General features: G+C 49.7%; 8 protein-coding genes and 1 pseudogene. 2 read left to right on the top strand and 7 right to left on the bottom strand.

Features of this window, described 5'->3' with window-relative positions; translation table 11 throughout:
- Positions 1-215 (top strand): annotated as a pseudogene (locus L4D12_RS00615) (IS4 family transposase); the annotation flags it as partial.
- Positions 216-344: 129 nt separating this feature from the next.
- Here the strand turns inward: L4D12_RS00615 and L4D12_RS00620 are convergent.
- The 6 genes from L4D12_RS00620 to fabB form a co-directional block, all read right to left on the bottom strand.
- Positions 345-863 (bottom strand): GNAT family N-acetyltransferase, encoded by a 519-nt coding sequence (locus L4D12_RS00620; RefSeq protein ID WP_428445883.1) that lies wholly within the window; start codon positions 861-863, stop codon positions 345-347.
- A gap of 270 nt (positions 864-1,133) precedes the next feature.
- A protein-coding gene (locus tag L4D12_RS00625; RefSeq protein ID WP_428445884.1) for an IS3 family transposase occupies positions 1,134-2,311 on the bottom strand; the annotation gives its coding sequence in 2 pieces (ribosomal slippage) (positions 1,134-2,053 and positions 2,053-2,311; 1,179 coding nt in all).
- A 548-nt stretch (positions 2,312-2,859) separates the two neighbouring features.
- Complete coding sequence (locus L4D12_RS00630) at positions 2,860-6,540, bottom strand: FimV/HubP family polar landmark protein (RefSeq protein ID WP_428445885.1); 3,681 nt, start codon at positions 6,538-6,540, stop codon at positions 2,860-2,862.
- 221 nt (positions 6,541-6,761) lie between these two features.
- Complete coding sequence (locus tag L4D12_RS00635; protein ID WP_428445886.1) at positions 6,762-7,775, bottom strand: aspartate-semialdehyde dehydrogenase; 1,014 nt, start codon at positions 7,773-7,775, stop codon at positions 6,762-6,764.
- A complete protein-coding gene (locus L4D12_RS00640; RefSeq protein WP_428445887.1) occupies positions 7,772-8,968 on the bottom strand; it encodes a 4-phosphoerythronate dehydrogenase in 1,197 nt (398 codons plus the stop codon). Before L4D12_RS00640 ends, L4D12_RS00635 begins: the two co-directional genes overlap by 4 nt.
- An 833-nt stretch (positions 8,969-9,801) precedes the next feature.
- The gene (fabB, locus tag L4D12_RS00645) at positions 9,802-11,016 is read right to left on the bottom strand and encodes a beta-ketoacyl-ACP synthase I (protein ID WP_428445888.1); all 1,215 of its coding nucleotides are present in this window, start codon (positions 11,014-11,016) and stop codon (positions 9,802-9,804) included.
- 227 nt (positions 11,017-11,243) lie between these two features.
- On the opposite strand from fabB, the gene mnmC reads away from it, so the two are divergent.
- On the top strand, positions 11,244-13,280 hold the full coding sequence (gene mnmC / locus L4D12_RS00650) for a bifunctional tRNA (5-methylaminomethyl-2-thiouridine)(34)-methyltransferase MnmC2/FAD-dependent 5-carboxymethylaminomethyl-2-thiouridine(34) oxidoreductase MnmC1 (protein WP_428445890.1): 2,037 nt from the start codon (positions 11,244-11,246) through the stop codon (positions 13,278-13,280).
- Between the two features lie 497 nt (positions 13,281-13,777).
- Here the strand turns inward: mnmC and L4D12_RS00655 are convergent, their stop codons facing one another.
- On the bottom strand, positions 13,778-14,119 hold the full coding sequence (locus tag L4D12_RS00655) for a hypothetical protein (protein ID WP_428445889.1): 342 nt from the start codon (positions 14,117-14,119) through the stop codon (positions 13,778-13,780).
- Positions 14,120-14,433 lie beyond the last annotated feature (314 nt).

The following is a 14,433-nucleotide window of genomic DNA, read 5'->3' on the forward strand; positions in this document are numbered from 1 at the left end:
TTTTAATGTGGTGGAATGGTTTAGCGGCTGCACAAGCAAAGTGGCATTTTGACTTTCAAGCTAACAGCATCAAGCACCGGAGAGTCCTATCAATACCACGACTTGGGCGGGAAGTTCGAGTTCATCGACGATATCAAATTAACGACTCCCAATATCAATGGGCAATGCTTGAATATCAACGACTCACTCACACCGAAGGGCTGGGCAAATTATGAGGGGATCCGTCAGCGCCGCATTAAGTGGTGAACAACGCGACCACCCAAGCCTAAACCTTGCCACATTTAGCACTGAAGCCGACCTAGACTGAAATCGCCAAGCGTTGAGAATCCGTCTTAAATGCCTTGTTATATAACAATATTTCCCAAATGGTAAATGTGATCAGAATACAATTTACCACCAATCTCATAAGCATCAGTAATTACTTTGACTTGAGAAAAACCACTTTTAACTAATACTCGCTCTGAACCAATATTACCTTCAGTAACGACAGCATTAAAAGCTTCAATATCCCAGTGAATTCGAGAATACTCAATAAGAGATTTTAGTGATTCCGTTGCATAACCAAGCCCTTGATATTCAGGTAGGAACATAAAACCTACTTCGGCTACGCCATCTTGAATACAAAAGCCTGTTACCCCTACTTTTTTTCCATTGTTTCGCTTGGTTACAACTAAGCACAACCAATGACTAGAATCAGGTAACCAAAGGCGAAGACGACTTGCAAACCTAACCTTAATCTCATCCATTGAAGGTTCGTCAAAGCATAAAGAAATCACTCTATAATCAGCGTGTAAGGAGTGAAACAACGACCAGTCATTTGGCGATAACTGCTCCATCATTAATCGTTCTGATGTCAGTTTCATTCGTGAAACTCTCCTTGTTATAATCGTGGTAGAGCGGCCTGTTACCAGACCGACCCCACCCAGATCCGGACGTGCGGAACTACCGCATCCGGCTCTTCAGTTATACGTTCACTCGTGTAAAACACGACCCTAATACCAATCAACAACCACAAATCGCTTGCTGACTTTCGGCTGCACAATATTGAAATACCCTAACATCTTCTTGAAATTACTCCAGTTATAACTTCTCCTTCCGCTGCGTCGGTTCAGCCATTTGTATAAATGTAGTGGTCAACTAAAATTGGCCACGGTTTTAGAGTTTTCCCAATATAATCGTTCAGACTCATTAGGAGTTAGACCACCGTTATACTGATGTGGCCTGAGTTGGCAGTAATATCCAATGATGTAGCGAGTGATCTCTTGTTGAGCCTCAGCAAAGCTACGATAACCCACCGTTGGCACCCATTCCGTTTTCAGACTTCTAAAGAAGCGCTCCATCGGTGCATTATCCCAACAGTTTCCTCTGCGAGATAAACTCTGTTTTATTTGAAAACGCCACAGTAATTGGCGGTATTTACGACTGGTATAGTGACTACCTTGATCGCTATGGAACATGACACCTTTTGGCTTGCCGCGAGATTCATAAGCCATCGACAAAGCTTTGCCTGTTAGCCGACTATCAGGTGATAAAGACATCGACCAACCAATCACTTTACGAGCAAAAAGATCGATAACGACCGCTAAATACATCCACCGATTACCCGTCCAAATATATGTAACATCGCCAACCCAGACTTCATTTGGTGCGGTGACAGCAAACTGACGTCCTAAGTGATTGGGAACTTCAATATGCTCTTGTGAAGCTTTTCTGTAACGATGCTTTGGTTCTTGGCAACTCACTAAACCAAGAGTTTTCATAAGCTTTGTTGCTCGGTATCGGCTCAGCTTCATGCCCTGATTTGTGACTATATCTGCAATGGTTCGCGCCCCCGCTGAGCCATTGCTTGCGGCGTGGGCCTCACTAACTAAGCTGCGAAGTTTTACTGTTTCAGCATTAATTACCGTTGGTCGTTTGAGCCAATAGTTATAACTACTTCGATGAACATTGAAGACTTCGCATAATGTTTTTACGCTGTAGCTCTGCTTGAGTTTCTTGATAATCAAGAATTGTTCAGTGAGTCCGACATCAACAGAGCCGTGGCTTTTTTTAGTATTTCATTATGCTCTTCAAGGCGAGCCAGCTTCTTTTTTAATTCCCGAATTTCTATTTGCTCAGGGGTCATAGGTGAAGCTTTTGGTGCTTTCCCTTGGCGCTCTTCTCTTAGCTGGCGAACCCATTTATCCATCGTAGATTTGCCCACATTCATAGCTTGGGCCGCTTCAGTTACTGAGTAGTTTTGCTCTAGGACTAGCTGCGCTGCTTCTAACTTAAATTCTGCACTAAATAGTCGTCTTGTACGTTTTGTCATAATGTCACCTGTTAACTTATGAGGTGATGATATCACCTCTAACTAAGTGACCAAATTCACTATGCCACTACAAAGGACCGCTCTTGCCATTCCGCTCTTCCTAGAAACTCGTCCCTAACTCCTAAAGCTCTTCCATAAGGCCACAGGGCCAAGAACCGCTCCTGCCCTTCCGCTCTTCCTAGAAACTCGTCCCTAGCCCCTAAAGCTCTTCCATAGGGCCACAGGGCCAAGAACCGCTCCTGCCCTTCCGCTCTTCCTAGAAACTCGTCCCTAGCCCCTAAAGCTCTTCCATAGGGCCACAGGGCCAAGGACCGCTCCTGCCCTTCCGCTCTTCCTAGAAACTCGTCCCTAGCCCCTAAAGCTCTTCCATAGGGCCACAGGGCCAAGGACCGCTCTTGCCATTCCGCTCTTCCTAGAAACTCGTCCCTAGCCCCTAAAGCTCTTCCATAGGGCCACAGGGCCAAAAACCGCTCTTCCTCGTCCCTTTAAACTCGCCCCTCGAACCTATAAACCGCTCTTCCTCGTCCCTTTAGACTCGTCCCTCGAACCTATACTCTCATCTTTCCAAGCAAGGCTTTGGCTTCTAATTTCAATGGCTCGTCGGCTTGCTGAGCAATTTCTTCCAACAAATCGCGTGCGCCATCCGTGTCATTCATCTCAAGGTAAGCTTTGGCCAAATCAAGTTTGCTGGCGAACTCCCCTTGACTATCAACATCAAACGCATCAATACCTGACAGCACATCGGGAAATTCATCTAACCCAACATCAAGGTTAAGAGGCGCAGAGTCCAGCTCATCCGACGACACGTCGATATCCAAATCTTTCATGAGCTCTTCAATGCTAATGTACGATTCTGGCGAAATCGGCTGAATATCCTCTTCGGGCTCTTCAGTCGGTGTTGGTTCTGCTACCAACAGGGATTCAGAATCATCCGCCTGCCAATCTTCCACATCGAACTCGGCCACATCAGCATTATTCATCTCTGGCTGTTCAGTCCAATCTTCCACTTCCAGCTCAGGTTCAGGATTATTGGCCGTCCAGATAGCGCTCTCTTCGTCAGACAGATCCTCATCAAGCGGTGCCGACATATCGGCTTCATCATTCAGATCCGCTGGCGCAAAAAGCTCGTCACGCTCTAAATCCGCCAAGACTTCGTCATCAACCACCGATGCCGTCTGGGATGGCGTTGCCGTAGGCGTCTCATCATCCGGCTCACTCAGCAGCGCCTCCATATCTAAGCCTGCTGAATCTGCTAATTGCGGCTCAGTTTCAGCTACCGTTGTTGCCGCTGGTTGATGCAACATGTCTGGGTCAACATGCTGTTTTAAGCCTTGCTCAAATTCGTACTGTTCCAGCTCATGCTGCTCATCAAACGAAGCCTGCAGCGCATCATCTTCACCAAATTCTGGCAGCTGATCCGGGTCAAAAGATTCAAACTCGACCTGTTGGTGACCATGAATTGAAGGCTTTTCGCTTCTCTCTTGTTGACTCTGCTCACTCTCAGGGCTCGTTGTTGCATCAACATCGACGACCGATTCAGCTACAGGCGGTGCAACAGGCGTTTTCTCTGCCGCTTCTACCGCTTGCTGAAGCTGCCTGACAATATTATTCAGTACAGCCTGCTCTTCATCGTCACTGATCGGCACCGGCGCCTCGGATTCAGGCTCCGCTTCTGGATCATTGAATGCCGCTTCTTCGTCAAATTCCGGGAAATCATCCAAGTCAAGCGGTTCGTTATTGCGCGCTACCTCGGCCATGCTGTCAGACTGAATCACGTCATTAAGCATATCGGCTTCAGCAAGCGCCGTTTCCTCATCGAATACCGGGAATTCCTCATCCACCGACTCAGAAGCTTCTTCTACATCGGTTAAATCGGTGTCGTCATCAGCATCAGCATCAGCATCAGCATCAGCATCAGCATCCTCTTCATCTGCATTCAGACTGTCGAGTAGCTGCTCCACGGTTTGACCTATGGATGCAACATCTTCGTCACCTTCGTCGTCTGCTGTTGATGAGGCCAACAACTGATCAATTTCAGACAACTCCTGCAAATAATCATCATTTAAAAGCGGCTCTGGCTCTGGCTCTGGCTCTGGCTCTGGCTCTGGCTCTGGCTCTGGCTCTGGCTCTGGCTCTGGCTCTGGCTCTGGCTCTGGCTCTGGCTCTGGCTCTGCAGGCAGAGGAGCATGTGTGCCATATTGTGCAAGGATATCATCAAGTAAATCAGTACTATCGGGTCCGATCGCTATATCGTCGGCGTTAACGACAGGCTCTTCATCATCGTCAGACCAATCCGCCTCAGGATCGTCGTCATCCTCGAGATCACCAACTAAATCATCCAGCAAATCGACACTGTTCTCGCCAAGTTCAATATCGGGTGCCTGTAACTCGTCGGATTCATCATCCCCAAGCAGATCATCCAACAACGCTGTGCTGTCTTCTTCCAGCTCAATATCAGAGGTTAAGCTGTCATCTTCATCCGCTTCATCCTGCTCAACCAATTCATCAAGCAACGCGGTGCTGTTATCGGCAAAAAGTGAGTCGATATCATCCTGAGAAGATGCTGACAGCATTTGCACTTCGGCCAATGCCAAGTCAATCGCAGCTTGCTGCGCCTGTTCTTCGCTCTGTTGACCTGCCTGGCTATTCTCTTCTGAGCCAGTTTGCGGCTCGTTAACCGCTACACTGTTAAATAGCGCATCAAGATCATTTTGATCAATCAATTGCTCGGTAGGATCTGCCGGTTTCTGCTCATCGTCTGTCGACTCATCGCCCATTCCAGAGAAAAGATCATCCAGCATCGCCTGATCAAGTAAGGCATCATCGTCCTCTTCTGATGAATCAAAATCGAGTTCGTCGCCCTCATAAGATAAGTCGAAACTATCATCATCATCGCCTGACTGAAGTGACTGTTCCCACATCGCAGCCAATGCTTCGTCAGCGTTATGATCGACCTTTTTATCCATCTCATCGAGTGCTCGCTCCATATCCTCGAGGCCGATCGCTTGCTCATCACTCTTAACTGAAATGCTGCTTGGGTTAAATCCACCGTCGACATTATATTCATCGAGGTTATCAGCATCCGTGTTGTCATCGTCGCTGAACAAGCTATTTTCTGGATCATCAAACAATGTCTCATCTGTCGCAAAGAGATCATCGACACCGTCATCACCCAGCGCTAGATTTGGCACGTCCTCATCGTCAGCAGGGATAGGTGGCACGATTGCCGCGGGCTCTGTCGTCGCTGACGGGCCATCCAACGATTTAATCTCATCATCTTCTTCTTTTTTACGGCCAAGCAAGAACAACGCGAGAGCACCCGCGATCAACGCGCCAGGGATCAACGCCATTCCCGCCAACGCCAATGGATTATCAATCATGCGGTCAAAGAATGATGGCTGAGGGATAGCCGGCTCAGTCGCCTGCGCCCGCTGCTGTTCAATAAAGCTTTTGATCTGATCCCGAAGTTGTTCGTCATCGGTCATCTGATCTTGCAGTGCCGCCACCTCATGCTGCATTTCGGCCAAACGAACACGCAGTAAATGGTTACTTTCCAATAACTTCGTCATCTGCTCATCAGAAGCATCCAACTGATTTTGCAGCCCGACAGGCCGAGGCGGAATCTGCGGCGCTTGATCTGACGCTGACGTCGCGGCATCCTGCGGCGATGGCTTCGGCGCCACCGCTTTATCATGAGTGGGCTTGGCTATTGGCTCTGCCACAACTTTTGGTGCTGCCGGTGTTGGTTTATTAACCCGAGCAGGAGTCGGTCTAGAGCTTGGCGTGCTCGCGGCTGTACGACTGATTGAGCGCTTATCGGCCTCAAGACGCCGCTTAACCACGTCAATATTTTCCTGTTGGATCTGAGCAAGAGAAGGGATAACTAAGGTGCTACCCGGTAGCAACCCGTGAATATTGTTATGCTCAAAAACCTGAGGGTTATTGCGAAAAATGGCGCCAATCACCTGATAAATTGATACTTGATCATTCGGTCGGTAACGGGAAGCGATAGACCAGAGGGTCTCTTGATCCGTCGTTGGCCCATATCGGTTAGCGCTGGCAAATACCTGATCAGATGGTATGCGTGTATTGGACTGAACAACAGGCTGTTCATCTTGGGATGGACCTACGATGCGAATCGTATTGGCCTGAACCGGTAGAGAAATAACAGCGGTGGTGAAAAGTACCGGTAAAATAAGGCGTTTTATCATCGTCGAAGTGTCAGACACTGCCCGTAGTCCTCTTTGACAGAAAAAGCTATGAATCAATCACGCACACTATGTGCGCTAACTACCCATAGCGCGAAATACTAGAATAATAGGTATCGACCTATTATCAATGATTTTGAACGTGAGTTTGTGAGAGGGGTTCACAAATAGGGTGAGATTCGAAAAACGATCAGTAAGACGCGAGAAATAACCTCAATTCGGCCCTCCCTCGCCCCTCTATGTTACAAGTATTCAGCAATCAGCTTTTCAGCAATCTGAACACTGTTGGTTGCCGCACCTTTACGTACATTATCAGCCACAACCCACATGTTAATCCCACACGGATGACTGATATCTTCACGGATACGCGCGACCATCACATGATCTTTACCTGTCGCATCACTCACCTGCGTCGGGTATTCATTGCCATGGAAGACTTCAATACCTTCTGCATTTTCCAGCAAGCTAATCGCTTCATCAATATTCACTGGCTGGCAGGTTTCAACGTGAACCGCTTCTGCATGCCCGTAGAACACAGGAACACGAACACAGGTTGGATTAACGCGGATATTACCGTCGCCCAATATTTTCTGTGTTTCCCACACCATTTTCATTTCTTCTTTGGTGTAGCCATTGTCCATGAACTCATCAATATGAGGCAGGCAGTTAAACGCAATTTGCTTGTCGTAGACACTGGTTTCAGCTGGCAGGCCGTTCAAAAGCTTGGCCGTTTGGCTTGCAAGCTCATTAACGCCTTTCTTGCCTGAGCCTGATACCGACTGATACGTCGCCACATTGATACGCTCAATACCGTAAGCTTCGTGGATCGGCTTCAGTGCCACCAGCATCTGAATCGTCGAACAGTTTGGATTGGCGATAATATTACGATTACGGTAATCAGCCAGTGCATGCGGATTCACTTCCGGGATCACCAACGGTACATCGTAGTCGTAGCGGAAGCGTGATGTGTTATCAATCACCACGACACCCTGTTCAGCCGCAATCGGTGCCCAATGATCTGACGCCTCTGCACCTGCTGAGAAAATAGCCAGCTGAACCTGTCCCCAATCAAAATCTTCAACATTGGTTACACGCACACTCTTGTCTTTGAAGCGCAATGTTTTGCCCGCGCTACGTTCAGAAGCCAATAAATAGAGCTTGCGAACAGGAAAATTGCGTTCCTCAAGAACTTCTATAATGGCTTCGCCGACTGCGCCGGTTGCACCGAGTACTGCAATATCAAATTCCTGGCTCATGGCCTTTCCTCTACTGTAAAACCTAATTTAGCCAGCGACTCTACCCCAAAATGGGCCTCGCCCGCCACCGTAATCGCACTATATTCACGGCGATCCCAGTAATTTTTCCGCATCCGGTCAAACGCAGCGGCCATTTCAAGGCTACCCGCCGTTGTTTGCCCCATTTCACGACGGAACACACCATCATCGCGGCGGACATCGTAGACCAACTGCGTCAGGCTAAACAGGGTGGCTTCATCCCATGGCTGGCTCAATGTAACATGAGGAATGGGGGCGATAGGCAACAAGCTTGATGCGTCTACCTGCTTATTTTTACCCCGTTCTTCCCCAAGTGTGTCATCGAGAAACGTACAGAAACGGTTATATACCATCGTCGTGCCGCGAGCCTTACCTTCTAGGCCATACCCTGCCACGTGCGGTGTCGCAAATGCCAGCAACGGTAATAACGCCAAATCAACCTGTGGCTCAAACTCAAACACATCCAGCACCGCTGTTAACGCTTTCCCCTGCCCGGTTTGGCTATGGTATAACGCTTGCTTAAGAGCCTGGTTATCAACGACTGGCCCTCGGGCCGCATTGATCAATATGGTCCCTGGCAGTAACGTTTCAATGAACGCTTCATCCACTAAATGGTGAGTGGGGTATTCACCGTTGCGGGTGATCGGTGTATGCAGGGTGATCACATCACATTGCTGCTGGATCTGTGCCAGCGTGTGGAACGTGCGCTCATCCCCTTGCTGCTGTTTTAACGGGTCATTAAGCAGATAACGGATTCCCAACGCATCCAGACACTTGGCCAGATAACTGCCCACATTGCCCGCACCGATAATGCCGACGGTTTTATCAAACAGGGAAAAGCCCTGCTGCTGTCCGAGTACCATCAGGCTACTCAGTACATATTCCGCCACCCCGACTTTATTACAGCCAGGCGCTGCCGTGAAAAAGATCCCTTTTTCGTTAAGCAATGCCTCATCAACGTGGTCTTGCCCAGCCGTTGCCGTGCCGACAAACTTCAGCTTATTGGCTTTTTCTAGTAACTTGGCATTCACTTTCGTGACTGAGCGGATCATCAACGCATCCACATCCACTAAATCGTCCGCAGTCAATGTACGTCCGGGTTTACTGATCACCTCACCTAACTGGCTAAAGAGCTCGGCGGCATAAGGCATGTTCTCATCAATGAGAATTTTCATGGGTTGATCCTGATTACGTTAGCAAGAGACGGTGTTATTTTAAAACATTGGAGAGGGACGAGGAAGAGCGGGAGCGAGGAACGAGACAATAGGGACTAGGGACGAGTTTCTAGAAAGAGCGGAAGGGCAAGAGCGGTTCTTGGTCCTGTGGCGCTTCAGGGGCTAGGGACGAGTTTCGAGTGTAAAGGAAAAAGAGCAAAATCTGAGCTCCCCCCCTGCTTTTATTATTCCGCTGTTATCCATGAGACCAAGGCCCATAGGTCCGCTTTTGCATTTTCTCTTCCGCTCTTAACCGCTCTTCCTCAAAACTAGTTCCTCGCTCCTGCTTCTCCTGCTCCTACTCGTTCCTCGTCCCTAGCCCCTCCTTCCTTGCTCTTAACCCGCTCTTCCTCGTTCCTCAAAACTCGTCCCTCGAACCTATAATCTACTCTTCCCGCTCCTACTCGTTCCTCGTCCCTAGCCCCTCCTTCTCCTGCCCTAAATACAAAAATGCCCGGCAGAAAACATCTGCCGGGCGAATATCCAGGATATAAAAACACCAATAGTGATCATAGAACGATCTTACAAAAGAAAGACTATGACTACGGTTAATGTCGCGTCTGTTCGTTGGTACTGGCTTTTGGTTATTCACGCACATTCAGTCTTTGCAAAAAGCCTGTTTGCGTAAAACCAGAGTCAATACCGCCCTGGAAAAGAATACAAAATCATCTTCGATTCAAAGAACGAGGGGCGAGTTTCTAGGGACGAGAAAGAGCTCAATGTTCAAGGCGAGCCCTGCTTTTTGCTTTAACTCGCCCCTAGAACCTGCTCTTCGCTGGCTCTTGTCTCTACTCTTATTCTTCGTATTTCTTGATCACTAACGTCGCGTTGGTACCACCAAAGCCGAAGCTGTTTGACATAACTGTCTTCAGTTCCTGCTCACGGGTTTCCGTCACGATATCCAGCCCTTCAGCTGCCGGATCAAGATTTTCAATGTTAATGCTTGGCGCAATAAAGCCGTTATCCAACATCAATGTTGAGTAAATCGCTTCATGCACACCTGCCGCACCCAGCGCATGGCCAGTCATGGCTTTCGTCGCTGAAATCGCTGGGCTGTGACCGGCGAATAGTTCTTGGATAGCACCAAGCTCTTTCAGATCACCCACAGGGGTTGAGGTGCCGTGTGTGTTGATGTAATCAACAGGGGCATCAAGATTTTGCATCGCCATCTTCATGCAACGAACCGCACCTTCACCTGATGGCGCTACCATGTCATAACCATCAGAGGTTGCACCGTAGCCCACGATTTCACCGTAGATCTTCGCGCCACGTGCCAACGCATGCTCAAGCTCTTCAACCACCAGCATGCCGCCGCCACCAGAAATAACGAAGCCATCACGATCAGCATCATAAGTACGAGAGGCTTTTGATGGATCATCATTATATTTGGTGGATAGTGCGCCCATGGCATCGAACATCATGGTCAGAGACCAATCAAGCTCTTCACCGCCACCCGCAAAGACAACGTCTTGTTTACCCAGTTGGATAAGCTCAACCGCGTGTCCAATACAGTGTGCCGATGTTGCACACGCAGAACTCATGGTGTAGTTAACACCACGGATTTTAAATGGCGTTGCCAGACAAGCAGAAACGGTTGATGACATAGTACGCGGTACCATGTAAGGGCCAACTCGCTTCACGCCTTTTTCGCGCAGAATATCAACGGCAGCAACCTGATTGGCTGACGATGCACCACCCGAACCCGCCACAAGGCCAGTTCGATCATTCGAGACTTGATCTTCAGTCAAGCCAGCATCTTCAATCGCCTGTTCCATAGACAGATATGCAAACGCTGCTGCATCGCCCATGAAACGCATTTTCTTACGATCGATATGCTCTGATGGGGTCATTTTTAAATCGCCCCAAACATTGCTGCGCAGCTTGTTTTCTGCGAACTGTTCAGAGAAAGTAATACCGGATTTGCCCGCTTTCAAAGACTCCAGCACTTCCTTAACGTTGTTACCAATGCTGGATACAATACCCATGCCTGTAATTACGGCTCGTTTCATGATGAATTCCTACTGTCATTTAACGTTGACGATAATAACGGGTTTGTCGGCCAAAAGTGGTCAGCTTTCCTTTTGATCAGGTACAATCCCCCATAATTTCATTAAAATTGTGCATTATTACCACGAATGGTGCCCTTTACGGCCATCCATTATGGCGGGTAATGCCATCTGTTATCGCAACTAGAAGGTTTCTCCCCTTGTCTGACTCCGAAATTAAATCGTCTGATATGTCAAAGGCTCGCATTGTGAATGCCGTACTCGATTGGAATGAAGTAGGTACTCCGGTATCTAATAATTTTGACGATGTATACTTCTCTAATACCAATGGTCTGGAAGAAACCCGTTATGTCTTTTTACAGCAAAACGGACTACCCAGCCGTTGGGAAACGTTTGATCGCCGTCGCTTTGTCATCGCTGAAACCGGATTTGGCACTGGCTTGAACTTCCTCGCCGTGTGGCAATGGTTTAAAGCATTTCGTCAAGCCAACCCAGAGGCGATCACCCAAGAGCTGCACTTTATCAGCTTTGAAAAATTCCCCGTTACCCAGCAAGATCTTATCAAAGCCCATCAGTCATGGCCGGAACTGGCCGAGCTTGCCGAGCAGCTGCATAGCCACTACCCACCCGCTGTCGCTGACTGTCACCGCATCGTATTAGAAGATGGCATGATCACACTCGATCTGTGGTTCGGTGACATTAAAGACTGTATGCCTCAAGTATGGACGAATGAAGACGGTATCGTTGATGCTTGGTTCCTAGATGGCTTTGCCCCGAGCAAAAACCCAGAGATGTGGAGCCAGACGTTATTTGATGGGATGGCCAAACTCGCGCGTGTTGACTGCAGTGTTGCCACATTCACCGCGGCAGGCTTTGTCCGTCGCGGGCTGATCGACGCTGGCTTTGCGATGAAGAAGGTCAAAGGCTTTGGCACCAAACGCGACATGTTGGCAGGCAGCGTCACTGAACGCCAGTACGGTACCAATGTGAAGCCGTGGTACACCCGTAACGCCGCCAGCCACCTCGATAACCACACCCCTGATAAGCAAGACCCTGTCGCGATTATTGGCGGCGGCGTAGGCTCAGCGACCACCGCCTTGGCACTGGCTCGTCGCGGCGTGCATAGCACCATATACTGCGCCGATCCGCTACCGGCAGAAGGCGCATCAGGTAACCGTCAGGGAGCCGTTTATCCCCTACTCAATGGTTCCAGTGACGCGCTGTCACGATTTTTTGCGCCTGCATTTTTGTACGCTCGCCAATTTGTCGATCAGGCCGCACAGAAGAGCACCTTTGCGCACGACTGGTGCGGTGTAACCCAACTGGCCTGGGACGACAATGCCACCAGCAAGCTGGATAAAATGCTGACTGGCGGTTTCCCTGAAACGTTGATCCGCCCACTGAATGCCGAGCAAACACAAGCGGTCACCGGCGTAGAAACGGGTCACAGTAGTGTCAACTACCCACTTGGTGGCTGGCTATGCCCACAAGCGTTAACCCGAGTATTGATCGAGCAAGCACAAACGCTAGGCTGTCTGACACTCAAAACCGACACCGACATCCAACAGCTTGAGCAACAAGATGATCAGCGCTGGCAGCTTACCGATAGCCATGGTCAGCAATATCTGCACCATACGGTGATTGTCGCCAACGGCCACCGCTTTGCTGAATATGAACAGACCCAAGCCATCCCCGCTTACTCGGTACGCGGTCAGGTTAGCCATATCCCAACCAATCCATCACTGAATGAGCTGAACACCGTGCTTTGCTATGACGGCTACCTGACGCCAGTGAACGCGACCGGAGACAGCCACTGCATCGGTGCCAGTTACCGCCGAGGCTCAACCGATTTGGCCTTCAGTGCCGAAGAGCATGCCGATAACAAGCAACGCTTGGTCGACTGTCTGCCCGATGCCCGCTGGCCAAACGACATCGATTTATCCGCCAACAATGCCCGTGTTGGCGTACGCTGCGCCAGCCGCGATCACCTTCCGTTCGTCGGGGATGTTTGTGACTATGACCGCGTGCTTGAACAATATACCGATTTAAAAGAGCAGCAAGACAGTGCCAAACCGGTACCTGTCTACCCTAACCTGTATTCCATGATTGGCCTTGGCTCCCGAGGCTTAAGCTCTGCCCCGCTGTTGGGTGAAGTACTGGCATCGCAGATCTGTGGCGATCCGCTACCGTTGCCAAACGACGTACTTGAGGCACTGCACCCGGGCCGGATGTGGGTCAGAAAGTTAGTGAAAGGGAAGAAGATTTAAGTGCGGAAAAGCAGGGGCGAGGTTCGAGTCTAAAGGGACGAGGAAGAGCGAGTTAAGGGCGGAAGAGCAAGAGCGGTAAAGCAGGGACGAGTGTCGAGTCTAAAGGGACGGGGAAGAGCGGGTTAAGGGCGGAAGAGCAAGAGCGGTAAAGCAGGGACGAGTGTCGAGTCTAAAGGGACGGGGAAGAGCGGGTTAAGGGCGGAAGAGCAAGAGTGGAAAAGCAGGGGCGAGTGTCGAGTTTAAAGGGACGAGGAAGAGCGGGTTAAGGGCGGAAGAGCAAGAGTGGAAAAGCAGGGGCGAGTGTCGAGTCTAAAGGGACGAGGAAGAGCGGGGGCGAAAGAACACTGAGCCGAAGGGGCTAGGTAGAGCAAAGGCGGGACTAGAGTCCTGTGGGATGACCCAGCTTCTCTTGCTCTTGCTCCTACTCGTCCCAGCTCTTTCCGCTCGTCCTAGTCCCTGCCCTTCCCGCTTTTTCTCGTCCCTGCTTTATCCCGCTCCTACTCCGCCTGAGCCGTTACCGGTGGCGCGGTATCATCACCACCGCCGCTATCGGCTAACGCAACAGCAATCACTGCAGCCGCAGCCCCTACTGCTAATACCGTTGCAGTGATTCCCCCCGCAGACGCCGCTAACGCAGTATCAATCCCAGCCGCTTTGCCTTTAGTACTGGCCTCTGTCGCTGCTTGTGCAGCGCTATCAGCAGAGGTTTGCTGACTTACCGTCGAGGCTGATGAGGTAGTGGTAGCAGAAGAAGTTTGACTGGATGGCGTGTTTTCAGCCGCAAAGGTAGACAGGCTGAGCATACCCATAGCGACCAGCGTAATAACTGATAATTTCATATGACATCCCCAAACAAGCGTAATACAAACAATCTTATTGATATGATTATAAGTATAGCGAGAAATGGGAAAAGCGAGGGGCAAGAAAGAGCTGAGAAAAGCAGGAGCGAGTTTTAAGGGACGAGTAAGAGCAGAAGAATAGGTTCGAGGAACTAGGGGCGAGCAGGAGCGGAAGAGCAGTTAAGAGCAAAGAGCGAGGAACGAGACAATAGGGACTAGGAAAAGCGGAAAAGCATGTGGTCCTGTGGTCCTGTGGTCCTGTGGTCCTGTGGTCCTGTGGTCCTGTGGTCCTGTGGTCCTGTGGTCCTGTGGTC

The sequence above is a fragment of the Photobacterium nomapromontoriensis genome (genome assembly GCF_050336815.1).
Lineage (GTDB): Bacteria > Pseudomonadota > Gammaproteobacteria > Enterobacterales > Vibrionaceae > Photobacterium > Photobacterium nomapromontoriensis.

What these genes read in the sequence shown, in the direction of transcription:
- L4D12_RS00620 (WP_428445883.1), bottom strand. Translation starts at nt 863, where the DNA reads ATGAAACTGACATCAGAACGATTAATGATGGAGCAGTTATCGCCAAAT.
- L4D12_RS00635 (WP_428445886.1), bottom strand. Translation starts at nt 7,775, where the DNA reads ATGAGCCAGGAATTTGATATTGCAGTACTCGGTGCAACCGGCGCAGTC.
- L4D12_RS00640 (WP_428445887.1), bottom strand. Translation starts at nt 8,968, where the DNA reads ATGAAAATTCTCATTGATGAGAACATGCCTTATGCCGCCGAGCTCTTT.
- fabB (WP_428445888.1), bottom strand. Translation starts at nt 11,016, where the DNA reads ATGAAACGAGCCGTAATTACAGGCATGGGTATTGTATCCAGCATTGGT.
- mnmC (WP_428445890.1), top strand. Translation starts at nt 11,244, where the DNA reads ATGTCAAAGGCTCGCATTGTGAATGCCGTACTCGATTGGAATGAAGTA.
- L4D12_RS00655 (WP_428445889.1), bottom strand. Translation starts at nt 14,119, where the DNA reads ATGAAATTATCAGTTATTACGCTGGTCGCTATGGGTATGCTCAGCCTG.